The organism is Thermomonospora umbrina (assembly GCF_003386555.1).
GTDB classification, from domain to species: Bacteria; Actinomycetota; Actinomycetes; order Streptosporangiales; family Streptosporangiaceae; genus Thermomonospora; species Thermomonospora umbrina.
Window position 1 is genome coordinate 5,116,978 of sequence record NZ_QTTT01000001.1, and the last position, 21,904, is coordinate 5,138,881.

Sequence of the window (21,904 nt, forward strand, 5' to 3'; positions counted from 1 at the left end):
GTGTTTCGGTGGCGGATGGTGTGCCCGGGGGCTCGCTGCTGGTCGATGAGGGTGTCGACTTGGCCCGTGCGGTCGCCGGCCGTCCTTGGAGTGCTTTGTTCTGGTGGCCTGAATCGCGTTCCGGTGGTGGGCGGTGTGTCGCCGGAGGTGCGGAGTTCGTGGGCTAGGGGATCCGTTTGGTCGGGCCGCGTGGTGGTTTCCAGGAATGTCCAGCCGTTCGGCTCGGCAGACGGGGGCGTGATTCGGCGGGCCGCGAATTCGTGCGACATGTTCGGGGGCTGGGTGCGTCGCTGTTCGGCTTGGCTGGAGATCTGTGAGATGGGATTGGTGTCGGTGGACTCGTCGTTCTTCTCGGGTTGGTAAGCCCACGCGGCTGCTGGTTCTCCTTCGGGGCGCTTCATTGTGGTGTCTCGGGTGGGTTCCGACGGTGGACGGTGTGGCCGCAGGCTCGGAGTCGGTCCGCTAGGGCGTCGGCCTGGTCGGCCCGCACGGTGATCTCCAACAGTGCCCAGCCGTTCCGGGCGGCGGATCCGGGTGGTGACTCGGCGCGGCCGGCGTCGGGTTCGGTGGGCCGTTCGGTGGGACTGGGGCGTGGCTCGGGAGGCCGAGGGTCTTGTTCACCAGGCTCGGCTGGTCCGGGTGGTCCCGCTGGTCGGCTGGGTTCACCTGGAGAGTTGGGTTCCGCGCAGTCGGTGCGTTCGGCTGGTTCCGGTGGTTCCGGTGGTTCCGGTGGTTCCGGTGGTTCCGGTGGTTCCGGTGGTCCAAGTGGTCCTGCTGGTCCGATTGGTCCGGGTGGTCCCGGCGCGCCCAGGTGGGATAGTTCCGCTGGTCCAGGTGGTCCTGCTGGTCCTGCTGGTCCGGGTGGTCCCAGCGCGCCCAGGTGGGATAGTCCCGCTGGCCCAGGTGGCCCAGGTGGCCCAGGTGGCCCAGGTGGCCCAGGTGGTCCTGCTGGTTCCCCTGGTCCCGCTGATCCCGGTGGTCCGTATGGTCCCGCTGATACCGCTGATCCAGGTGGTCCGGCGGGTCGGGTGGGTTTGGCTGGAGGGGTGGGTTCCGCGCGTTCGCTGCGGGCGGTGGATTCGGCTGGGCCGGGAGGTCCCGCTGGTTGGGCGGGTTCGGCTGGAGGGATGGGGTCGGCGGGTTGTGTGGATTCGCTGTGGTCGGTGGGTTCGGTGGGTTCGGTGGGGTTGGTGTGGTGTTGGGCCTGGGTGGTGACCTGGGGAAAGGGGCTGGTGTTCGCGGGCTTGTCGTTCTGGTCGGTGCCGTGGTGAGCGGGGGCGGCTGGCGTGGGGCCGGCGCTTTGGTCGGGGGGTTGGGAACGGCGTGGGGGTGCGGGGGAGGTGGGTGTGACGGTTCGGTCGGCGACGCGGATTCGATGGACGGTGGGGAGTGTCTCGATGTGGCGTTGGTGGTCGCTGACGACGAGGGTGGAGCCCTCGGCCGCCAGGTCGGTGATGAGGGCGGGGAGTTCGGCTCGGGTGGTGGAGTCGAGGCCGGCGAAGGGTTCGTCCAGGACGAGCAGGCCGGGGTGGGCGAGGAGTGCCTGGGCGAGGCCCACTTTCTGGGCGCTGCCCTTGGAGAGTTCAGGCAGGCGGACGTTCAGGAGCTCGTTCAGTGCGAGGCGTTCGGTCCACGGGGGGACGGCCGAGGGGGGCAGGCCCCGGATGGCGGCCATGTGGACCAGGTAGGTGTTGACGGTGAACGGCTGTTCGGAGGGGAAGCGTTCCGGGGCGTACCCGACGTGGGGAGGGCGGCCGGTGATGGTGCCGCGATGAGGGGTCCGCAGCCCGGCGATCAGGCGGAGGAGGGTGCTCTTGCCGGCGCCGTTGCGGCCGGTGACCTCCGTGATCTGGCCTGGGGAGAGCGAGAGGGTGACGTCGTGGAGGATCCATGGCGCCCGCCGGCGGTAGCGGAAGGCGACGTCTTGAAGCCGCATAGGGTACGCAAGGTAATGATCGACGCGTAAGGCGGATGTCAGTCGACGCGGTGGGTCCTCCGGGTGGCGTCGGCCGGGGGACGTTCATGCTCCGTTGGTTCGGCGGCATGGCGAGCCGTTGAGGGTGACGCCGTGGCGTGGGAACGCGGTGGTCGGCTCGTCGGTGTTGCGGTTCAAGGAAAGGGGCTCGGCCGTGGACCTCGTGCTGGTCGCCGGCAAGGCGACCGACTCGGTGACGTACGCGTTCCTGCCCGCCGCCGCACGGCTTGGGGTAGACCCCGGGGGCACGGCTGGCAGATCGCATGGCGGGCCTTGGGCGTCGCCGAACGGTGCTGCCGTGTCGGCCTGACAGTCGCAGGGTGCCGGCGGGGTGAGGGTCGCGTGGCCGAGGTCGCGGTGCCGCAGTCTATGGGCGGGTGACCCGGTTCCATGGCGGGGCGGTGGTCAGGTGGCACATGGGCTCGGGTCGGATGATGGCCGGGTCGGCGGGATGCGGTGGAACGGTCGAGTGGTGGGTTCGGTCGATGGTGTGGACGGGACGGCGGGGAGGATTCGAGGATGCCGCGCAAGGGTGAGGCCGGCTGTGTCTTCTGCGAGATCGTCAAAGGAGAGCTGCATGGGCACGTCGTGCTGGAGACCGATGAGGTGATGGCGTTCCTGGACACGCGCCCGCTGTTCAAGGGCCACACGCTGCTGGTCCCCAAGGAACACCACGAGACCTTGCCGGATCTCCCGGAGGGGTTGGTCGGGCCCTTGTTCGGGGAGGCGAAACGCCTGGCGAAGGCCATGGAGGAGGGGTTGGAGGCCGCCGGGTCGTTCGTCGCATTGAACAACAGGATCAGCCAGAGCGTGCCCCATCTGCACGTCCACGTGGTGCCTCGGAACCCGAAGGACGGCCTGCGCGGCTTCTTCTGGCCCCGGACCAAGTACGCCTCTGATGCGGAGGCGGCCGAGTACGCGGCCCGTCTTCAGGAGGCTCTGCTGCGAACCGAAACGGTCTGACGGACACCGAGCGCTCGTTCGCGGGATGAGCCGATGCAGGTCCCAGAGCCGCAGACCGCGCCCGGGAGGCGGCGGAACCTGAGTGTCAGACGTGGACGAGGTCCCCCCGAGCAGGGCAGAAGGCGACGCAGCCGCAGAAGGCAACGGGCCGGGCGAGAGGCCGGCGGGTGGGCACCGTGATGGGACGCGGCGGGTGTGGGACCGAAGCCGGGCGGCTCGTTGGAGCACCGGACGGTGGACGCAGGGTCAGCGGGTGCCCCAGGAGTAGGTCTGCTTGCGGAGCTTGAGGTAGACGAAGCTCTCCGTGGTGAGGACGCCCGGGACGCCGCGGATGCGGCCGAGGAGTTCGAGGAGCTGTTCGTCGCTCTCGCAGACGAGTTCGACCAGGATGTCGAAGGAGCCCGCGGTGATGACGACGTAGTCGATCTCCTCGACGGCGGCGAGCTCGTCGGCGACCTTCTCCAGGTCGCCCTCGCACTTGACGCCGATCATCATCTGCCGGGAGAAGCCCAGCATCAGGGGATCGGTGACGCCGACGATCTGCATGACACCGGTGTCCAGGAGCTTCTGCACCCGTTGGCGGACGGCCGCCTCGGAGAGGCCGACGGCCTTGCCGATGGCGGCGTAGGAGCGGCGGCCGTCGGCCTGGAGCTGCTCGATGATGCGCTTGGAGATCTCGTCCAGGTGTACGCCCCGGGTGACGGGGGAGGACGGGCGCTGCCGCGGCGGGGGGACGTCCGTCATCGGCTTCTCCTGGTTCGCGGTCGGCGGGCACGTGCGGTCGGCTGAGGTACGGCGGGGATGGAGCTCCGGCGGGAGCGCGCGACAAGGGTAGGGCCGGGCGCGGCGCCCTGTCAGGTAGATCGCGGGGAGACCTCGCAACTCCCCGACGCTGCGACATCATGCCACTGCTGGGGTTGTTGTCAAAGGATTCCGTCGTGAAACTCGAACGTAACAACGGAATCACTTGTCAGTCAGGGTTATCCTCTGCCAAGGTCGGTGCGACGCAGGACACACGGAGCGGGACACGGGGACACAGACGTCACCGATGCAGGACATACGTGGCATCCGCGTCCGCAACGACGCGGCGCAACGATGCGCCGCGACATTGCGTCCCCACCGCAGGGCGGGGGCCGGGAAGACGGAGGTCGAAGTTGACCAGCGACAGGACACGACTGCGGAACTTCGTGGCCGGCGGGTACGTGGACGCCGAGGACGGCCGCACCTCGGAGGTGATCGACCCCAGCACGGGGGAGGTCTACGCCGAGGCCCCGGTGTCCGGGGACGCGGACATCGACACGGCGCTCAAGGCCGCCGCGGACGCCTTCCCCGGCTGGCGCGACGCGACCCCCAAGGACCGGAGCCTGGCCCTGCTGCGGATCGCGGACGCCATCGAGGCCCGCGCGCAGGAGATCGTCGAGGTCGAGTCCCGCAACACCGGCAAGCCCCTCCACCTGACGGCGGACGAGGAGATCCCGCCGATGGTGGACAACATCCGCTTCTTCGCGGGGGCCGCGCGGGTGCTGGAGGGCAAGTCGTCCGGCGAGTACATGGAGGACCACACCTCCACGATCCGCCGTGAGCCGATCGGGGTCTGCGCCCAGGTCGCGCCGTGGAACTACCCGATGATGATGGCGGTGTGGAAGTTCGCCCCGGCGCTGGCCGCGGGCAACACGGTGGTCCTCAAGCCGTCCGACACGACACCGGCCTCGACGCTGCTGCTGGCGGAGATCGCCGCCGAGTTCCTGCCGCCGGGCGTGTTCAACGTCGTGTGCGGCGACCGCGACAGCGGCCGGGCGCTGGTGGAGCACCCGATCCCGCAGATGGTGTCGATCACCGGCTCGGTCCGGGCGGGCATGGAGGTCGCCGCCTCCGCCGCCAAGGACCTCAAGCGCGTCCATCTCGAACTGGGCGGCAAGGCCCCGGTCGTGGTGTTCGACGACGCCGACATCGAGAGCGCCGCCGCGGGCATCGCGGGGGCCGGGTTCTTCAACGCCGGCCAGGACTGCACCGCCGCCACCCGCGTGCTGGTGAACGAGCGGCTGGCCGGAGACTTCACCGCCGCCCTCACCGAGCAGGCGAAGAACACCAAGGTCGGCGCGCCGAGCATGGCCGACGCCGACTTCGGCCCCGTCAACAACGCGAACCAGCTCGCCCGCGTCGAGGGCTTCGTGGACCGTACGCCCGGCCACGCCGAGGTCACCGCCGGCGGAGGCCGGGTGACCGGAGCCGGGTACGACGGCGGGTACTTCTTCGCCCCCACCGTCGTCAGCGGTCTGAAGCAGGACGACGAGATGGTCCAGAACGAGATCTTCGGCCCCGTCATCACGGTGCAGACCTTCAGCGACGAGGACCAGGCCGTGGCCTGGGCCAACGGGGTCAAGTACGGACTGTCGGCCAGCGTCTGGACCAAGGACCACGGCCGCGCCATGCGGATGACCCGCCGCCTGGACTTCGGGGCCGTCTGGGTCAACACCCACATCCCGTTCGTGTCGGAGATGCCGCACGGCGGCTTCAAGCACTCCGGCTACGGCAAGGACCTCTCGATGTACGGCTTCGAGGACTACACCCGCATCAAGCACGTCATGCATTACATCGGCGACTGACCCCATCCCCAGGGGCGGCACCGTCCCTGGGCCACATCTCAATACGCGGACCCCCGTCCGCGGGCATCGGGCGTCCCGGCGGTGAGCCGGCGCCCGTGGCGGACCCGCGGGAGCGTGCGGGGCGTCCCCGTCATGCCCGTTCCGACCACGCGAAGGAAACCCCCGCCATGACCGAGACACAGGACGCCCCCGTACGGGGCGACTCGGCGACGTTGCCGGCCATCGAGCTGGCCGGCGTGGTGAAGGAGTACCGGTCCCACGGGGAGACCGTGCCGGCGGTCAGGGGACTGGACCTGGCCATCGGGGAGGGCGAGTTCTTCTCCCTCCTCGGTCCCTCCGGCTGCGGCAAGACCACCACCATGCGGATGATCGCCGGGTTCGAGGAGCCCACGGCCGGCGCGGTGTTCCTGCGCGGCAAGGACGTGACGGCGGTGCCCGCGCATCGGCGCGACGTGAACATGGTGTTCCAGTCGTACGCGCTGTTCCCGCACATGAGCGTGTTCGAGAACGTGGCGTTCGGGCTGCGGCGCAAGGGCGTGGAGCGTTCCGAGATCACCCGCAGGGTCGGCGAGATGCTGGAGATCGTCGACCTGACGGGCCGGGAGAAACGCCGGCCCCGGGAGATGTCCGGCGGTCAGCAGCAGCGGGTGGCGCTGGCCCGGGCGCTGGTCAACCGGCCGCGGGCGCTGCTGCTGGACGAGCCGCTGGGCGCCCTCGACCTCAAGCTGCGCCAGCACATGCAGGTCGAGCTGAAGCGGATCCAGCGCGAGGTCGGCGTCACCTTCGTGTACGTCACGCACGACCAGGGCGAGGCGCTCACCATGTCGGACCGGATCGCGGTCATGAACGACGGGCGCATCGAGCAGCTCGGCTCGCCCCGGGAGATCTACGAGCGTCCCGCGAGCAGGTTCGTCGCCGGGTTCATCGGCACCTCCAACCTGCTGTCCGGCGAGATCGGCGAGGTGGACGGGGACCGGGCGGTCATCGCGTACGGCGACGGCGAACGGATCGTGGTGCCGCTGCCGGAGGGATCGGCGGTCTCCGCCGGGGAGCGCGTGGAGCTCACCGTGCGCCCGGAGAAGATCGAGATCGGCGTCGAGCCGCCGGCGGGGAACGGGTCGGCGATCCGGGGGACCGTCGGCGAGGTCGTCTACCTGGGCACCTCGACCAACTACAACGTGGTCACCTCGGCGGGGGCGGACGTCGTGGTGTTCACGCAGAACGCGACCTCCGCCGAGGACGTCGCCGTTCGGGGGGACAGCGTCTGGCTGTCGTGGCATCCGCGGTACTCCTACCTGATTGGACCTGCATCATGAGCCGTACGAGCCGTCATCCCCTCGGCGACGATCCCGCCTTCCTCCGCGGCCTGACCACCGCCCGAGGCCCGGCGCGCCGCGACGTCCTGCGCCTGTTCGGCGCGGCCGGCGCCGGGCTCGCGCTCGCCGCCTGCGGCGTGGAGGGCCAGGGCGGCAAGGGCAAGGTCACCCAGAACGACGTGCAGAAATTCTGGGCGGGCAAGACCAAGAGGGGCTCGCTCAACTGGGCCAACTGGCCCGGGTACATGGAGGACGACCGCGCCACCATCAAGGCGTTCACCAAGGCCACCGGCATCAAGGTGGACTACAAGGAGGTCATCCAGGAGAACGCCGAGTGGTTCGGCAAGATCGAGGCCCCGCTGCGCGCCGGGCAGTCGATCGACTTCGACCTCATGGTGATGTCCAACGGCATCCAGTTGGGCAAGACCCGCGAACTCGGCTACCTGGCGCCGCTGGACCACTCCCGGCTGCCCAACTTCGCCAAGTACGCCGGGCAGGGCTACAAGAACCCCTCGTACGACCCGAACAACGCCTTCACCGTCCCGTACACCTCGGGGATCACCGGCATCGCGTACAGCACCAAGTACGTCGACGAGGAGATCACCAGCATCCACGACCTGTGGAACCCCAAGTACAAGGGGAAGATCGGGATGATGGCCGACTCCCAGGAGCTGGGCAACTTCGGGATGTTCGCGATCGGCGTGGACCCGGAGAGGTCGACCCCCGCCGACTGGGAGAAGGCCGCCGCCAAGCTGCGCGAGCAGCAGGGACTGGTGCGCAAGTACTACACCCAGGACTACGCCGACGCCATCTCCAAGGGCGACGTGTGGATCACCATGGCCTGGTCGGGCGACGTCTACAGCCTCGGGCTCGACGAGGTGAAGTTCGTGGTGCCCAAGGAGGGCGGCACGCTGTGGACGGACAACATGTGCATCCCCAAGACCGCCGCCAACCCGGTGGACGCCATCACGCTGATGGACTGGCTGTACGACCCGCGCGCGAACGCCACGCTCACCGAGTTCATCAACTACATCACCCCGGTCCCGTCCGCGCAGGAGCTGATCCGGCAGGACGCGGCCAAGGCGCAGGGCGACGACAGGGCCGAGCTGGAGCGGTTGGCGGGCAGCCCGCTCGTCTTCCCCACCCCGGCGGACCTGGCCAAGCTGCGTCGCTACCGGACCCTCACCCAGGCCGAGGAGACCGCGTACCAGAAGGTCTTCACCCCGATCGCCCAGGGCTCGTAGATGGCACGACGGCTGACCCCCTACCTGATGATGCTGCCGGCCGGTCTGTGGCTGGCGGTGTTCTTCGCGGTGCCGCTGATCGTGATGGCCTCGCTGTCCCTCCAAGAGGGCAACCTGGTCGACGGGTTCCGGCAGACGTTCCACTGGCAGAACTACACCGACGGGCTGAGCACCTACGGCGACAAGTTCGTGCGGTCCCTCTGGTACGGGCTCCTGGCCACGCTGGCCTGCATCGCCATCGCCTATCCGGTGGCGTACTGGATCGCGTTCAGGGCCGGTGACCACAAGTCCACCTACCTGTTCCTGCTGCTCCTGCCGTTCTTCGTCTCGTTCATCCTGCGCACGGTCTCCTGGAAGTTCGTGCTCGCCGACAACGGGGTCGTGCTCGGCACGCTGAAGGACCGGGGGCTGCTCCCGGACGACTTCCACGTGCTGCAGACGACGTTCGCGGTGGTCGCCGGGCTGACGTACAACTTCCTGCCGTTCATGGTGCTGCCGATCTACGTGGCGCTGGAGCGGATCGACCATCGGGTGGTCGAGGCGGCCCGGGACCTGTACGCGGGGCGCGTGCAGGCGTTCGTCCGGGTGGTGCTGCCGCTGTCGCTGCCCGGGGTGTTCGCCGGGGTGATCATGACGTTCGTGCCGGTCTCGGCCGACTACGTGAACGCGGCGGTGCTGGGCGGGCCGGACAACACCATGATCGGCAACGTGATCCAGTCCGAGTACTTCAACAACAGCAACTATCCGACGGCCTCGGCGCTGTCGTTCACGCTGATGGCGATCCTGCTGCTGGGGATCTTCCTGTACGCGCGGGTGCTGGGGACCAAGGACGTCCTGGAGGCGGCGGGCCGATGACCACCACCACTCCCGTCGAGCCCGTCCGGAAGAGGCCCGCGCGTCGCCGCGTCGCCCGGCGCGGCCTGGGCCTGCGGATCTACACCTGGCTCGTGATCGCCTGGCTGGTGCTGCCGATCGGGGTCATGATCGCGTTCGGCTTCAACGACACCACCAGCAAGTTCAACTTCGAGTGGGAGGGCTTCACGCTCAAGTGGTACGCCGACCTGTTCGATCATGAGGACCTGACCACCGCGCTGATCAACTCGATCACGATCGCGTTGGCCAGTACGGCGATCACCACGGTGCTGGGCACGCTGGTGGGCCTGGCGCTGGGCCGGTACGCGTTCCGCGGCAAGGGCCTGTCCAACCTGGTGCTGTTCGCCGCCATCTCCAGCCCGGAGCTGGTGATGGGCGCCTCGCTGCTGTCGATGTTCGTCACGCTGAACACGCCGCGCGGGTACGGCACCGTCCTGGTCTCGCACGTCATGTTCTCGATCGCGTTCGTGGCGATGACGGTACGGGCCCGCGCGGTGGGTCTGGACCCGTCCATTGAGGAGGCGGCCCGGGACCTGGGCGCCGGGCCCTGGACGACGTTCCGGCTGGTCACGCTGCCGCTGGTGCTGCCGGGCGTGGTGTCGGGGGCCTTGCTGGCGTTCGCGCTGTCGATCGACGACTTCATCATCACCAACTTCACCAGCGGTTCGACGGTGACCTTCCCGCTGTGGGTATGGGGCTCCACGCGGACCGGGACCCCGCCGCAGGTCAACGTCATGGGAACGCTGCTGTTCGCGGCCGGGGTGCTGATCGCGGTGATCAATCTCGTGGGTTCCCGGCGCCGCGCCCGACGCGCGTGAGGGGTGCATCGTGAACGTTCTGAGGGCTCTGGCCGACGCGGAGCCGACGTCCCCCTGGCTGGCCGATCCCGCCCGGCCGGAGCCCGCCGCGGCCCTGGTCGGCCCGGTCGCCTGCGATCTCGCGGTCGTCGGCGGCGGCTACACCGGGCTGTGGACCGCCCTGCTGGCCAAGGAACGCGACCCGTCGTTGGACGTGGTGGTGCTGGAGGCCGACCGGGTCGGCGGCGCGGCCTCCGGCCGCAACGGGGGCTTCTGCTCCGCCAGCCTCACCCACGGCCTCGGGAACGGGCTCGAACGGTGGCCGGGCGAGCTGGCCACCCTGGAACGCCTCGGACGCGAGAACCTCGACGGCATCGAGCAGACCCTCGCCCGGTACGGCATCGACGCCGAGTTCGAGCGGACCGGTGAGCTGGACGTGGCCACCGCGCCCTGGCAGCTCGACGGCCTGGTCGAGTCCGCCGACGCCGCCCGGCGGCTGGGTCAGGATCCGGTGCTGCTGGACGCCGACGAGGTCCGCGCGGAGGTCGACTCGCCCACCTACGTCGGCGGGCTGTGGGACAAGGACGGCACCGCGATGGTGCATCCGGCGAAACTGGCCTGGGGTCTTGCGGACACCTGCCGTTCGCTGGGTGTGCGCGTCTTCGAGCGGACACCCGTCCGCTCCCTCGCCGACCGCGCGGGACGGTTGCGGCTCGGCACGGCGTACGGCTCGGTGTCCGCCGCCAAGGTCGCCCTGGGCACGGGCGTGTTCCCGCCGCTGTTGAAACGGCTGAAGCACTTCCTCGTCCCGGTGTACGACTACGCGCTGATGACCGAGCCGCTCAGCGACGCGCAGCTCGCGTCCATCGGCTGGCGGAACCGGCAGGGCGTCGGCGACGGCGGCAATCAGTTCCACTACTACCGGCTGACCGCCGACAACCGGATCCTGTGGGGCGGCTACGACGCGATCTACCACTACGGCAACGGGCTCCGGTCGGAGCTCGAACGGCGTCCCGAGACGTACGCCACGCTGGCGCGGCACTTCTTCGCGACGTTCCCGCAGGTGGAGGGGCTCCGGTTCACGCACGCGTGGGGCGGGGTCATCGACACGTGCAGCAGGTTCTGCGCGTTCTACGGGACCGCTCATCGGGGACGCCTGGCCTACGCCGCCGGATACACCGGGCTCGGCGTGGGGGCCACGCGCTTCGGCGCCGCCGTGATGCTCGATCTCCTCGCGGGGGAGGAGACCGAGCGGACACGGCTGGACATGGTGCGGAGCAGGCCGATCCCGTTCCCGCCCGAGCCGTTGCGGTACGGCGTCATCGAGCTGACCCGCAGGTCCATCGCCCGCGCCGACCGCAATGGGGGCCGCCGCGACCTGTGGCTGCGCACGCTCGACCGGTTCGGTCTCGGCTTCGACTCCTGACGCTCAGACGCCGGCGGGTGTCCTGGAGACGTCGGCCTCCTGCTCGGCACGGCGGTGGGCGACGAGGGCCAGGACGCCCAGGCCCATGAGCAGCCAGCCTCCGGAGGCCGGCTCCACGATCGACATCGGCACCCCCAGCAGCAGGAGGTAGCCGGCGATCTGGAGGGGGACGCGGCCGGTGCTCCGCAGGACCACCTGCGTCAGGGTGCCGATGGCGAAGAAGCCGATCCCCGCGAAGAGGAACCAGAGCGCGGCCTCGCGCTCCGGGTCGCCCTCGATGCCGTCGAAGACCCCGGCACGGACGATGTCGCCCCAGGTCCCGGGCATGACGGCGAACGCGTAGACGGTGTGCACGACGGCACAGGCGATGGTGAGACGGGGGAGCCAGCGGGCGGGCGTGTTCACGACGGTCCTCCTAGGCGGCCCGCGCGCCGGCGCGGGCCATGCCGCCGACCACCAGAAGGTGGAAGGGACGGATCAGGTTGAAATAGAGGGACCCGAGCCGGCGGTGGTACCTCACCACGCTGATCAGGTCGAACCGGGTGGGGTCGCCATCGGACGCCGCCACGATGGCCAGATGCGCGGTCAGGTGCCGGTCGGCGGTCTCCAACAGCAGGTACCGGTCCTCCACGGCCTCGGTGACGGTGAAGAAGTGCACCTTGGCACCCGGGGTGAACGGCAGGTTCTCGGGTGTCAGCCGCTGGTCGAGTCGGCCCGCCGGGTCGAGGCGCAGGACGCGGGCCGCCGCGTCCCGCACCTTGAACAGGCCGGTCAGCCAGGCCGGTCGCATGTCCAGCGCCCCGGCGGCGAACTGCCGCAGAGTGCCGTCCGCCGTGGCGGTCTTGACGTCGACATGATCGGCGTCCCGGAGTATCGACCGCAGTTCGGGCACGTCAGGTCTGGTCCGCATCGGCTCCTCCTTGCCTGGTCGCGAGCCGGATGGAGAGTCGGTAGAGATCCTTGAGCTCCTCGGCCGACATCACGGGGACGATCTGCTCGGCCCCGATGGTGATCGCGTAGAGCAGCCGCGCCATCCGGTCCGCCTCCTCGGCGTCACCGCAGTGGGCCAGCCACAGGGAGCGCAGATAGGCCATCCGGGTGGCGTCGATCCGCTCCTGGACGTCTCTGACCTCCGGGTCCTGCAGCGCCCAGGCGCGGACGGCGATCTCCAGCCGGGGGTCCTCCTCGGCGTCCACCACGAGGGCCACCAGCCGGTCGAGCCGCACCAGCGGCGGCGCGGCCGGATCCCGCTCGACCTCGTCGATGAACCGCAGCGTGCACTCGGCCTCGAAGTGCCCCAGCAGCGCCGTCCGGTAGCCGCCCATGCCCCCGAAGTGGTGGTAGAACGACCCCTTGCTCAGCCCGAGTCGCCCGGTCAGCCGCTCGATGGTGAGCGCGGGAGCGCCCTCCGTCGCCAGGATCTCCAGACCGGCGTTCAGCCAGTCGTGTTTGCTCGCCATCCCCACACCATCCCATACCGTTTGGTATGGTAGCAGCGTACCAAACGGTATGGTCCGGTCTTCGGCTCGGGGGCGGTCGATCAGGGGTAGCCGGTGCGCCCGTCGAGGATCTCTCGCAGAATGTCGAGATGCCCGGCATGGCGGGCGGTCTCCTCGATCATGTGCGCGACCACCCACCGCGTCGTGGGATGGTCGCCGCGCTTCTCGTTCACCGAGGCGGCGTCCATCCCGAGGGACGCGACGATCTCGTCGGAACGGGTGCACTGGTGTCGGTAGTCATCCAGCAGGACGGCGAGCGGCGTGCCCGCGACCTTGAAGTCGCGGTCGCGGTCGTCGTCCGTCCAGGGGCCGCGGTCGGCCTCGCCGAGCATCACGTGCTCGAACCACGAGTGCTCCACCCAGCGCAGATGGCCGAGCACCCCGGCGACGGTCATCAGCGGCGAGGTCGGCAGCACCGCCCGGTGGGCGAGCGCCTCGTCCAGCCCGCCGCACTTCGTGACGACCACGGCGCGCTGCACGTTGAGGAAGCCGACGAGCACGGTCTGCTCGTCGGCCGCGGGCGGAGGGACGACGATGTCCATGCCTCTCCCGTCGGTGCCCGTCGCTTCCCGTCGTGGACGGTCGGGGACGTGCCCCGTGGGCCGCGGCCCTACACGAGCGTGTCGAGCTGGTCGGCCAGTTGACCGGCGGAGGGCCGGGTGCTCGGGTCGCCGAGGCACGAGCGGATCAGCTCCGCCAGCTTGGGCGGCAATTCGTCGGCGACCTTGGGCGGGCTGCTCAGCACCTTGCGCAACGTCATCAAAGGGTCGTGGACCGGCAGCCCCCCGTACAGGCCGGTGCCGCTGGCGGCGAACCAGTGCAGCGTCGCCCCGAGCGACCACACGTCGACGGCTGTCATCGTCTGCTCGCCCCGCAGCAGCGCCGGGTCGGTGAACTCCACCGACGGCAGCGCGCCCATGCCGGTGATCGTCACGCCGGGGGACAGCACCTGGGCCAGCCCGAGATCGGCCAGCTTGCCGCCGTCCTCGGTGAGCAGGATGTTGGACGGGTTGATGTCGCGGTGCACGATGCCCGCGTCGTGCAAGGACTGGGCTGCACGCGACGCGCAGGCCAGCGCCCGGTAGATCTCGGAGCGCTCACGCGGCCCGGCGGGCGCCGCCAACGAGCCTCCCGGCAGATACTCCATCGAGTAGTAGAAGACCCCCGCCTGCTGGCCGGCGTCGTACAGCGTCACCAGGTGCGGCGAGCGCACGGCGGCGAAGGCCTTCAGCTCCCGGGTGGCCCGGCGGAAGGCGTCCTCGCCCGTCCCCCCGACCACCTTGACGGTGACGAATTCGGCCTCCACCGGCAATCGATCGGGCCTATGGGCGAGGAAGAACTCCCCGTGATTGCCCTGCCCCAGCGACCGGATGAAGTCGTAGTCCGCGATCCCCTGCATCAGGTTTCCTTTCCAGCCGTCGGAGCGACGCGGCGCTCCGACGGGTCGACCAGGGCGACCCGCCGACCGGCGGCGCGCCGGACGGCGTCCTGCCCGGGGGCGGTCGGGGTGATGACGATGACGTCGGGTTCGGCGCCGGCCACCAGCGCGGGCAACTCGGCGGCGACGTCGGCGGAGAACCGGCTGACCACCCGGACCGGCAGGTCGTCGGTGCGGATGGCGGCGGCGAGCGCCTCCAGCCCGCCCATCGTCCCCGCCATGTCGGCCAGTTCGGCGGACAGCCCCAGCCCGACCTCGAGCCGTTCGTGCGGATAGGGCTGCAGGTGCACCAGCATCACCTCGGCCGCGTCCGACCCGGCCGCCTGCTCGCGCGCCAGCTCGGCCAGCCCCGCGGTGTCGCCCGGATCCTCGACGACCACCAGCACCCGGTGGTCGACGTGGGGGCCGAGGGCCGCCCGCTGCGCCTCGGCCAGGTCGCGGGCGACCTGCCGGGCCGGGTAGACCCACGACAGCAGCGGACCGGTCATGGCGGTGGTGACCAGGGCCATCACCACCATGAGGGAGTACAGCTCGGTGTCGAGCACGCCCTTCTGGAGCCCGACGCTGAGGATGACGATCTCGGTGAGGCCCCGGGTGTTGATCAGGGCCGCCAGCGCCGCCGCCTGCCGGGTCGGGACCCGGAGCAGCCGGGCCGCCCCGTACGCGCCGGCGATCTTGCCGAACACCGCCGCGACCAGGATCACCGCCAGCACCCCGAGGCTGCCCAGGTCCAGCGTGGTCAGGTCCACCGACATTCCGGCGACCACGAAGAACATCGGCAGCAGCAACAGCACCGCGAGCTGCTCCAGCCGTTCCAGGATCTCGTGGTTGAGCCGCTCGGCGCCCTCGCGCGGCATCACCGCGCCGAACAGGAACGCCCCGAAGATGAAGTGGACGTGCATCCACTCGGTGGCCCACGCCGACGCGAACAGCCCGATGAGGACCAGCGCCAGCAGGTTGGGCGTCAGCCGGCCCGACCGTTCGTAGGAGGGCACCAGCCGCCGCAGCAGCGGCCGCACCACCAGGAACATGAGCACCGCGAACGGGACCGCGAGCGCCACGTGCCACTGGTCGGACCCGCCGGACCCGGCGATGGCCACGACCACCGCCAGGACCGTCCAGGCCAGCACGTCGATGACCGCCGCGCAGGCCAGCGCCAGGCCGCCGAGGCGGGTCCGGTGCATCTCGCGGTCGGTGAGGATCCGGGCCAGCACCGGGAACGCGGTCGCGGACATGGCCGCGCCGAAGAACAGGACGAACGCCAGCGTCTTGCCCTGGTCGTGGTCCTCGGCCAGCCAGAGCGCGATCAGGCAGCCGAGCCCGAACGGCAGCAGCGTCGAGCTGACCGACACGCTCGCCGCGATCCGGCCCTTGCCGCGCACCAGCTTCTGGTCGAGCTCCATGCCGACCACGAACATGAACAGCACCAGACCCACGTCGGCCAGGCCCTTGAGCACCGGCCGCAGATCCGCGGGGAACAGGTCCTTGCCGATCGCGTCGCCGAGCAGGGTCGGGCCGAGCAGGATGCCGGCCAGGATCTCCCCGATCACCGGGGGCTGGCCGATCAGTTTCGCGCCCATGCCCAGCAGTCGGGCCAGCGCGAGCACCACGACGATGTCGAGCAGCAGGATGTCTACGCGCATCAGTTCTTCCGGTTGGATTCGTATCGGAAACTGCGCGAGGCACCCAGCCGCACCATCGTGCCGGGGAAGATCTGGAACGGCTGATTGGCCGCGATCTGCTGGTACTCGCTCTCGCCCGGCGGCATCACGTACGTGCCGTTCACCGAGCCGAGGTCGACCAACTGCACGTCCCACTCGTGCAGCCGGATCTGCAGGTGCCGCCGCGACACCGACCCGCTCTGGTCGTCGACCCGGGCGGGCCGCGCCTTGCCGGAGGTCACCTCGGCGGCGCGTTCCGGGTCGCGGCCCATCACGTAGTCGGTGTCCAGCCGCAGCGCCATGCCGTCGTCGAGCACCAGCACGCCCAGCGGGGGGCGGGGACCGCGCCGGGGCACGATCGTCAACTGGCCCATGGCGATGCCGCAGATCCCGCAGTAGTGCGAGCGGGGGTCGTTGAAGTGACCGTTCTTGCAGTCGCCGCCCCACACCTCCGGGCGGGCGTTCGGCTCCGGCTCGATGCGGGTGGCCGGCGGCGGCGTCGGGGGAGCGGGCGCGTCGGGCGGCTGGATCAGCAGCACCGCCTCGAACGGCTGCGAACGGATGTCCTCGGGCGCCACGTCGCCGGGCGCCAGACGTCGATCGCCGGCCGGGTCGGGGACGGCGTGGTCGGAAAGCGGCACCACGCCCAGCGGGGTGGGCGCCTCCAGCGCCTCGGCCGCGGCGGGCCTCCGCTCCCGAACGGGCTCGGCGGGGGCCTCCGGACGGTGGTACGGGGCGGGCTGCGGACGCGCGGGCGGCCGGGGCGCGGCGGGCTGCCGGCGGTCGGCCGGACGGGGTGGCGCGGGCTGCGCCTGCGCCTGCGCGGGTCGCTCCTGCGCGGGTCGCTCCTGCGCGGGTCGCCCCTGCGCGGGCTGCCCCTGCGCGGGCTCCGCGGCCCGGGCGCGGCTCGGCGTCATCGGGTCGGCGAGCCATTCCAGGCCGCCGCCGGTCACGACGCCGGCGTCCAGCCGGCTGCGCGGATCGGCCTGCGCCGCGCCCGGCAGGCGCAGCTCGATCCGGCTCACCGGACCGGCCACGAAGCGATCCGTCCAGGTCAGTGCGGTACGACCGCCGAGCGTCACCTCGCCCTCGGCGCCCGCCACCGAGACCGTGGCGGCCCCGGAGACCAGCACCGCGGCGCCGCCGTCGGCCGGACCGGCCACGGCGCAGGACGCCATGTTGGTGGTGAGGGCCTCCGCCAGCACCCGGGCGACGCGACGCAGCAGCGCCCGCCCGGCGTCCGGGTCCTGGCCCGCGCCCTCGGCGGCCTGTCGCAGCGCCTCCAGCAGTTGGTCGACCACGTCGTCGCCGGCGTCGACGGCCAGCAGCAGGCCCGCCGCGTGCGCGACCAGCCCGCCCCCGGCCAGTGGCCGCACGATCGGACCCGCGGGGCCCGGCGGCCCCGCGGCACCGCGTGCGGGGGCCTGGGGCCCATGGTTGAGCTGGTTCATACGAGGCGTCCTCCCCGGAACCGCCAGCGGATGAAGGGCACGCGCATCGGCCCGTTGGCCACCAGCCAGATGACCACCCACACCACGAGGAAGTGCGTCCAGAACGTCGAGGCCGGCGGGCTCACCGCGGTGCCCGGCACCACGTCCAGCTCCAGCAGCCCCCACAGCAGCAGACCCTCGGGGATCAGGGTGATCAGCCCGAACAGCGTCGGCCAGTCCTTCTCCCAGCGGAACTGCATCAACAGGTGGTAGATGATCTCCCAGACGACGCCCAGCACCGCGACCGACGCGAGCACCACGAACCCCGTCTGGTAGCGGTCGGCCAGTTGGGCCGACCCGGCGCCGGGCAGGATCGGCACGATCAACGCGGTGACCACCAGGCCGACCGTGGCGAGCAGGAACAGCCGGGTCTGGATCCGGCCGAACAGCGTGGGCAGCACGGCGGACCTCCCTTCTCGGTCGGGGGTTCAGATGGCCTTGTTGCGGGCCCACTTCAGCCACTGCGAGGTGGAGCGCAGCGGCCCCAACTTCTTGCAGAAGCCGCGGCGGGCCAGGTCGTCGGCGATCTCCTGGGCGGCGATCTGCAGGCCCAGGAAGGTGTCCACCCCGGGGAAGTAGCCGCCGAGGGTCGCCGTGCCCGAGGCGTACAGCGCGCCGTCGCCGCTCGCGGTGCCCTTCACCTCGAAGTGCCGCTCGACCTCCAGCCGCCCCAGCGGGTTGCGGCCGGCGCCACTGTGCTTGAGCAGGTCGTCGAAGACGCGGTGCTCGGCGATGTCGGCCTCGAGACCGGTGCAGTCGATGATGAAGTCCGAGACGTACTGCTGCACCCGGCCCTCGTTGCTGCGGACGTGGCTGACCAGCCGGCCGTCGGGGCTGGGCTCGACCTTGTCGACCACGCCCTGGAACGCGTGGTACCAGTTCTCCTTGCGGCCCTTGGCCATCGCCGCTTCCCATTTGCGCCGCTTGGGGGTGTTGGTGCCGCCCATGTCCTTGTACAACTGCCGGCGCTCGTCGCCCTCCAGCTTGCGCATCTGGGCCTTGAGCTGGCCGCCCCACACGGACTTGGGGTAGTTGAAGCCCTGGTAGGCCCAGCCGTTGCCGCCGCGCCGGCGCATGAAGATGCTCGGCCCGTGCGACCCGGTGATGAACGTCCGGAAGATGTGCACGATCTGCGTCTGCAGGCCGAACTTCTCACGGTCGTCCATGAGCCGCTGGAGCACCCGGGAGGCCACGATGCCGCCGCCGCGCACGACCACGACGCCGGGGCGGGTCTTGAGGGTCTCGTAGACGTGCTCGTGCCGCTCGTAGGCGTTGACCACGTGGGTGTAGTCGTGGTGCCGCTCGCGGAAGTCCTGGAGGTCGGGCAGGAACTTCAAGCCCGGGTAGCCGATGGCCAGGTGGACGAACCGGGAGCGGAAGGCGACCCGGCGCGTCGCGCTCAGGCCCTCGGGCGGCGTGAGCACGGTGAAGTAGCCTCCGCCCACCCGGCGCCGCACCATCCGGACCTGCCCCTTGACGAGCATGTCGAAGTAGCTGATGCGCTTGGCCTCCCGCTCCAGATTCTGGAAGACGGTGCCGGCGCGCGGCGTCCAGTAGTCGTCGAAGATGGGCTCGGTGGCGACCTGGCGCAGGTGGCGCAGCGTCTTGTCGCGCCACGCCTCCTCCAGCGCGTAGGAGGGGAAGCCCCACAGGTTGTCGGGCCGCGACGAGGAGTCGGACCTGATCCGCTCCGGCCGGGGGATCTGCGAGACCCGGGTGAGGTACTCGTAGGTCTCCCAGGGCGTGCCGATGTTCGACAGCACCCGCAGGTTGGAGGTCGGCACGCCGTAGACCCGCAGGTAGTCCAGCGTGACGAACGAGCCGATGCCGCCGCCGACGGTGACGAAGGGGATGTCGTGCACCGGGATCCCCGCGGCCGCGACCTGCTCGTCGGTCCATTGGGAGGTCTGCAGGAGCTCGGGAGTCAGGTCGCCGCGAGTCGGTGGGCTGGAGCGCATATCGATTCCCTGGTCCGAGGTGTACGTCTACCGCGTTGGACGCCTAAACCCTAGATCCGGTTGGATTCATTTAGCGATAGGGCAGGGGTCCCGTCGGAGTTAGGACAGTGTCCCGTTGCGGCCAGGCAATCCCCGCATGTCGGGTCGTCAGTCCGGGGACTCGTCCTCGGCGCCGAAGATCATAGAGGAGATCTCGAGGTAGAGCTGCTCCGGGTACGGCATGTAGGTGACGTTCCGCAGCGCCTGCTTGTCGCCGGCGGACTCGATCTCGAACTCCCCGTAGCCGAGGATCCGGCCGATCGGGGAGCGGTCCAGCTTGATGTCCTCCACCTTGGCCAGCGGCATCATCGCCACCTTGCGGTTGAGCACCCCGCTGATCAGCATCACCCGGTGCTCGGTGACCAGGAAGAACTCGATCGACCAGGTCAGGACCTTCCACACCAGCCGCCCCACCACCAGCAGCCACGGGAACCACAGCAGCGGGAACCCCGTGTAGGTGTGCACCAGCGCCGACAGGATCAGCCCCGCCAACGTCTCGGCAGCCGCCTGCAGCAGCACCGCCGGATGCCGCCGCACCGCGATGACCTGGCCCTCGTAGGACATCAGGTACTTGTCCACGGTCCGCGAACCGGCGTCGCGGAAGACCATCATGTCCTGCACGTTCATCGGCGGCGTCCTCGTCGAGATCGGGCGTCCCACGCTAACGGGGCGTCCCGGCCCCTCGCGTCGCCTCGAGCGTACCGGCCGGACGCCCTTGTCTCCCGGCGTCGTCACCCCGCAGGATGGGCCTCATGGCCGTCGTGGAGGCACCCGGGGCGCGCGGCCCGCGGGTGGAGCTCACGCCCGATCTCACCGCCCGGCCGGTGTGGCGGCTGCTGGTCCGGGGCGTCGGGCTTTTCCTCCCCGAATGGCGGATGTCCCCGTCCGCCCTGCGCGTGGGCGCCCCCGCGGCGGTGGACCCTCCGGTGTACCTCGACCGCTCCGGATTCGGCCTGCACCTGCGGGCGCGGGGTCGTTCGCGGGAGTTGGCGCCGGACCGCGAGATCTACGTGCGGGGACGCGACACCCAGACGTACGGCATCGTGATCGCCGGGCCCTCCGTCGTCGTCGGCACCCGCGTGGTCGACGGCGCGGCGCTCATCCGGTACGCGCGCCGCCTCGTGTTCGACGAGCTGTACGACTCCTCCGACAACCGGACGCTGCCCGCGGCGGTGCGCGCGGTGCGGTCGGTGGAGGGCGCGGTGCTGCTCGACCGGACCGCCGGGGTGGGGCTGTGCGCCGAGGTCGACCCGGTGAGCGGCGCGGTCGGCTGCCCGCTGGCCGTGCGGTTCGGCGGCGACGCGCCGAACGGGCACGTCCACGCCTACGTGGTGGGCAGCCGCCCGGCCCAGTCGGTGAGCTCCCAGACCTGATGGGAGGCCATCCGCCGCAGTCGCAGCGCGGCGGCGGACGGATCCCAGAACACCTCGTCGTTCTCCAGCTCCAACGACTGGGACGACGTCAGCACCGCGCACAGCAGTTCCTCGCGGGTGCGGACCGTCAGCAGGGGCCCGATCTGCGCCGTGCCGCCGCCGCTGTCGTACAGGGCGCGCATCAGACCCTTGAGCGCCGCCTCGTCCGACATCACCGGGCGGTCGGCCGGATGCGGGGCGCCCGCCACCCGCACGTCGGTGGGCAGCAGCGCGGCCGCGCCCAGGTCGCCGCCGGTCGAGATCAGCAGCTCGGTGAACGCTCCGGCCAGATCCTCCATGGAACGACCGGACAGGAAGTAGCGCCGGCGCTCGGGACCGCCGCCCTCGGCCCGCTCGACGGTGCGGAACCGCGTCGACAGCCGTACCGCGCCCAGGCAGCGTTCGTACATGTCCTCCATGACGTCCTGAACCTGTGGGTCGCGGGCCCAGAGCCGCCCCGGAACGGGTGAGGCGCCCTCGGAACGGCCGCCCCGCAGGGAGGACCTGAGCGCGTCGTCGAGCTCTCCGCCGGTGTAGCGCAGCAGATCGCCGACGACGTCCTCGACGTCCTCCAGCGTCCGGGTGAGGTCGCGCTGCAGCTTCTGGATCTCGGTGTCGTTGCGCTCCAGGTCGGCCAGCCGGACGAGCGCGGTGTCGATGCGCTCCCCGGCGTCGGGGGTGTCCGGGGCCGGCGCGGCCCGCACCGCGGTCTCCAGGTCGGTCAGCTTGCGCCGCAGCGCCGACAGGGTGACCCGCTGCTGCTCCAGGTCCTGCAGCCGGGACGCCTGGGTCTTGATGTACTCGTCGGCCTGCCGGAGCAGCCCGCCCAGCTCCTCGATCTGCCCGGTGTTGCGGCGCAGCCGGTCGTCCAGCCCCGGCAGCACCTCGCGCTTGACCCGCGACAGCTCGGCGGTGAGCTGCTCGCCCACCGTGACCAGCACGCCGTTCTGCTTGCCGACCTGCTCGCGCAACTCCTCGATGCGGTCGGCGAACGCCCTGGCCTGGTCCCGGCTCTGTTTGCCGAGGTACAGCTCCAGCCCTCCGACGATCAGGCACATCACGACCAGGACGACGGTCATCGGGCTCCTCGTCACGGGCGACCGGTCCCGGGACGGCGAACCGGATCGAACGGTGATGATCGCGACGATAACCTACGCATCTCTCGCCCGTGGGGCAGGTAACTGACCTGATAGAAACCCCTTACGGC

At 70.6% G+C, this 21,904-nt stretch carries 21 protein-coding genes; 8 read left to right on the forward strand and 13 right to left on the reverse strand.

The window, feature by feature from the left end; all coding sequences use genetic code 11:
- Positions 1-397: 397 nt before the first annotated feature.
- Entirely contained in the window at positions 398-1,936 is a 1,539-nt protein-coding gene (locus DFJ69_RS36235; protein WP_281275883.1) for an ATP-binding cassette domain-containing protein, read from the reverse strand.
- Between the two features lie 558 nt (positions 1,937-2,494).
- On the opposite strand from DFJ69_RS36235, the gene DFJ69_RS22795 reads away from it, so the two are divergent.
- Positions 2,495-2,938 carry an HIT family protein gene (locus DFJ69_RS22795; RefSeq protein WP_116024477.1) on the forward strand — a complete coding sequence of 148 codons (444 nt, stop codon included), beginning with the start codon at positions 2,495-2,497 and terminating at the stop codon, positions 2,936-2,938.
- A gap of 246 nt (positions 2,939-3,184) precedes the next feature.
- On the opposite strand, the gene DFJ69_RS22800 is transcribed toward DFJ69_RS22795, so the two are convergent.
- Positions 3,185-3,682 carry an Lrp/AsnC family transcriptional regulator gene (locus DFJ69_RS22800; RefSeq protein WP_116024478.1) on the reverse strand — a complete coding sequence of 166 codons (498 nt, stop codon included), beginning with the start codon at positions 3,680-3,682 and terminating at the stop codon, positions 3,185-3,187.
- A 410-nt stretch (positions 3,683-4,092) separates the two neighbouring features.
- Between DFJ69_RS22800 and DFJ69_RS22805 the strand changes: the two genes are divergently transcribed.
- The 6 genes from DFJ69_RS22805 (at position 4,093) to DFJ69_RS22830 (ending at position 11,200) form a co-directional block, all read left to right on the forward strand.
- Entirely contained in the window at positions 4,093-5,544 is a 1,452-nt protein-coding gene (locus DFJ69_RS22805) for a gamma-aminobutyraldehyde dehydrogenase (protein WP_116024479.1), read from the forward strand.
- A 167-nt stretch (positions 5,545-5,711) separates the two neighbouring features.
- The gene (locus DFJ69_RS22810) at positions 5,712-6,860 is read left to right on the forward strand and encodes an ABC transporter ATP-binding protein (protein WP_116024480.1); all 1,149 of its coding nucleotides are present in this window, start codon (positions 5,712-5,714) and stop codon (positions 6,858-6,860) included.
- Positions 6,857-8,104: a polyamine ABC transporter substrate-binding protein gene (locus tag DFJ69_RS22815; protein WP_116024481.1), complete on the forward strand. Its 1,248-nt coding sequence runs from the start codon at positions 6,857-6,859 to the stop codon at positions 8,102-8,104. The genes DFJ69_RS22810 and DFJ69_RS22815 overlap by 4 nt, the downstream gene beginning before the upstream one ends.
- Complete coding sequence (locus DFJ69_RS22820; RefSeq protein ID WP_116024482.1) at positions 8,105-8,959, forward strand: ABC transporter permease; 855 nt, start codon at positions 8,105-8,107, stop codon at positions 8,957-8,959.
- Positions 8,956-9,795: an ABC transporter permease gene (locus DFJ69_RS22825; RefSeq protein ID WP_116024483.1), complete on the forward strand. Its 840-nt coding sequence runs from the start codon at positions 8,956-8,958 to the stop codon at positions 9,793-9,795. The genes DFJ69_RS22820 and DFJ69_RS22825 overlap by 4 nt, the downstream gene beginning before the upstream one ends.
- Before the next feature lie 10 nt (positions 9,796-9,805).
- Entirely contained in the window at positions 9,806-11,200 is a 1,395-nt protein-coding gene (locus DFJ69_RS22830) for an NAD(P)/FAD-dependent oxidoreductase (RefSeq protein WP_116024484.1), read from the forward strand.
- A gap of 3 nt (positions 11,201-11,203) precedes the next feature.
- Here DFJ69_RS22830 and DFJ69_RS22835 read toward each other — a convergent pair whose 3' ends face one another.
- The 10 genes from DFJ69_RS22835 to DFJ69_RS22880 all read right to left on the reverse strand — a co-directional run bounded on the left by DFJ69_RS22835 (position 11,204) and on the right by DFJ69_RS22880 (position 19,912).
- Positions 11,204-11,605 (reverse strand): DUF6463 family protein, encoded by a 402-nt coding sequence (locus DFJ69_RS22835; RefSeq protein WP_116024485.1) that lies wholly within the window; start codon positions 11,603-11,605, stop codon positions 11,204-11,206.
- A 10-nt stretch (positions 11,606-11,615) separates the two neighbouring features.
- A complete protein-coding gene (locus DFJ69_RS22840; protein WP_116024486.1) occupies positions 11,616-12,110 on the reverse strand; it encodes a DUF2867 domain-containing protein in 495 nt (164 codons plus the stop codon).
- Positions 12,094-12,660 carry a TetR/AcrR family transcriptional regulator gene (locus DFJ69_RS22845; protein WP_211328708.1) on the reverse strand — a complete coding sequence of 189 codons (567 nt, stop codon included), beginning with the start codon at positions 12,658-12,660 and terminating at the stop codon, positions 12,094-12,096. Before DFJ69_RS22845 ends, DFJ69_RS22840 begins: the two co-directional genes overlap by 17 nt.
- A gap of 80 nt (positions 12,661-12,740) precedes the next feature.
- Positions 12,741-13,241: a DinB family protein gene (locus DFJ69_RS22850; RefSeq protein WP_116024488.1), complete on the reverse strand. Its 501-nt coding sequence runs from the start codon at positions 13,239-13,241 to the stop codon at positions 12,741-12,743.
- Positions 13,242-13,309: 68 nt separating this feature from the next.
- Positions 13,310-14,098, reverse strand: coding sequence for a serine/threonine-protein kinase (locus tag DFJ69_RS22855; RefSeq protein WP_116024489.1), 789 nt, complete (start codon positions 14,096-14,098; stop codon positions 13,310-13,312).
- A complete protein-coding gene (locus DFJ69_RS22860) occupies positions 14,098-15,780 on the reverse strand; it encodes a cation:proton antiporter (RefSeq protein WP_116024490.1) in 1,683 nt (560 codons plus the stop codon). The genes DFJ69_RS22855 and DFJ69_RS22860 overlap by 1 nt, the downstream gene beginning before the upstream one ends.
- Complete coding sequence (locus DFJ69_RS22865) at positions 15,780-17,249, reverse strand: FHA domain-containing protein (protein ID WP_116024491.1); 1,470 nt, start codon at positions 17,247-17,249, stop codon at positions 15,780-15,782. The genes DFJ69_RS22860 and DFJ69_RS22865 overlap by 1 nt, the downstream gene beginning before the upstream one ends.
- Positions 17,246-17,689 (reverse strand): hypothetical protein, encoded by a 444-nt coding sequence (locus DFJ69_RS22870; protein WP_116024492.1) that lies wholly within the window; start codon positions 17,687-17,689, stop codon positions 17,246-17,248. Before DFJ69_RS22870 ends, DFJ69_RS22865 begins: the two co-directional genes overlap by 4 nt.
- Positions 17,690-17,716: 27 nt before the next feature.
- Positions 17,717-19,246 carry a hypothetical protein gene (locus DFJ69_RS22875; RefSeq protein WP_116024493.1) on the reverse strand — a complete coding sequence of 510 codons (1,530 nt, stop codon included), beginning with the start codon at positions 19,244-19,246 and terminating at the stop codon, positions 17,717-17,719.
- Positions 19,247-19,393: 147 nt separating this feature from the next.
- On the reverse strand, positions 19,394-19,912 hold the full coding sequence (locus tag DFJ69_RS22880; protein ID WP_116024494.1) for a PH domain-containing protein: 519 nt from the start codon (positions 19,910-19,912) through the stop codon (positions 19,394-19,396).
- Positions 19,913-20,037: 125 nt separating this feature from the next.
- Here DFJ69_RS22880 and DFJ69_RS22885 point away from each other — a divergent pair, with 125 nt between their 5' ends.
- On the forward strand, positions 20,038-20,658 hold the full coding sequence (locus DFJ69_RS22885; RefSeq protein WP_116024495.1) for a hypothetical protein: 621 nt from the start codon (positions 20,038-20,040) through the stop codon (positions 20,656-20,658).
- Here the strand turns inward: DFJ69_RS22885 and DFJ69_RS22890 are convergent.
- The gene (locus tag DFJ69_RS22890; RefSeq protein ID WP_116024496.1) at positions 20,610-21,776 is read right to left on the reverse strand and encodes a hypothetical protein; all 1,167 of its coding nucleotides are present in this window, start codon (positions 21,774-21,776) and stop codon (positions 20,610-20,612) included. The two genes, DFJ69_RS22885 and DFJ69_RS22890, sit on opposite strands and share 49 nt — an antisense overlap.
- Positions 21,777-21,904 lie beyond the last annotated feature (128 nt).

What these genes read in the sequence shown, in the direction of transcription:
- DFJ69_RS36235 (WP_281275883.1), bottom strand. Translation starts at nt 1,936, where the DNA reads ATGCGGCTTCAAGACGTCGCCTTCCGCTACCGCCGGCGGGCGCCATGG.
- DFJ69_RS22825 (WP_116024483.1), top strand. Translation starts at nt 8,956, where the DNA reads ATGACCACCACCACTCCCGTCGAGCCCGTCCGGAAGAGGCCCGCGCGT.
- DFJ69_RS22810 (WP_116024480.1), top strand. Translation starts at nt 5,712, where the DNA reads ATGACCGAGACACAGGACGCCCCCGTACGGGGCGACTCGGCGACGTTG.
- DFJ69_RS22885 (WP_116024495.1), top strand. Translation starts at nt 20,038, where the DNA reads ATGGCCGTCGTGGAGGCACCCGGGGCGCGCGGCCCGCGGGTGGAGCTC.
- DFJ69_RS22800 (WP_116024478.1), bottom strand. Translation starts at nt 3,682, where the DNA reads ATGACGGACGTCCCCCCGCCGCGGCAGCGCCCGTCCTCCCCCGTCACC.
- DFJ69_RS22855 (WP_116024489.1), bottom strand. Translation starts at nt 14,098, where the DNA reads ATGCAGGGGATCGCGGACTACGACTTCATCCGGTCGCTGGGGCAGGGC.
- DFJ69_RS22850 (WP_116024488.1), bottom strand. Translation starts at nt 13,241, where the DNA reads ATGGACATCGTCGTCCCTCCGCCCGCGGCCGACGAGCAGACCGTGCTC.
- DFJ69_RS22880 (WP_116024494.1), bottom strand. Translation starts at nt 19,912, where the DNA reads ATGAACGTGCAGGACATGATGGTCTTCCGCGACGCCGGTTCGCGGACC.
- DFJ69_RS22865 (WP_116024491.1), bottom strand. Translation starts at nt 17,249, where the DNA reads ATGAACCAGCTCAACCATGGGCCCCAGGCCCCCGCACGCGGTGCCGCG.
- DFJ69_RS22795 (WP_116024477.1), top strand. Translation starts at nt 2,495, where the DNA reads ATGCCGCGCAAGGGTGAGGCCGGCTGTGTCTTCTGCGAGATCGTCAAA.
- DFJ69_RS22845 (WP_211328708.1), bottom strand. Translation starts at nt 12,660, where the DNA reads ATGGCGAGCAAACACGACTGGCTGAACGCCGGTCTGGAGATCCTGGCG.
- DFJ69_RS22820 (WP_116024482.1), top strand. Translation starts at nt 8,105, where the DNA reads ATGGCACGACGGCTGACCCCCTACCTGATGATGCTGCCGGCCGGTCTG.
- DFJ69_RS22840 (WP_116024486.1), bottom strand. Translation starts at nt 12,110, where the DNA reads ATGCGGACCAGACCTGACGTGCCCGAACTGCGGTCGATACTCCGGGAC.
- DFJ69_RS22815 (WP_116024481.1), top strand. Translation starts at nt 6,857, where the DNA reads ATGAGCCGTACGAGCCGTCATCCCCTCGGCGACGATCCCGCCTTCCTC.
- DFJ69_RS22860 (WP_116024490.1), bottom strand. Translation starts at nt 15,780, where the DNA reads ATGCGCGTAGACATCCTGCTGCTCGACATCGTCGTGGTGCTCGCGCTG.
- DFJ69_RS22875 (WP_116024493.1), bottom strand. Translation starts at nt 19,246, where the DNA reads ATGCGCTCCAGCCCACCGACTCGCGGCGACCTGACTCCCGAGCTCCTG.
- DFJ69_RS22890 (WP_116024496.1), bottom strand. Translation starts at nt 21,776, where the DNA reads ATGACCGTCGTCCTGGTCGTGATGTGCCTGATCGTCGGAGGGCTGGAG.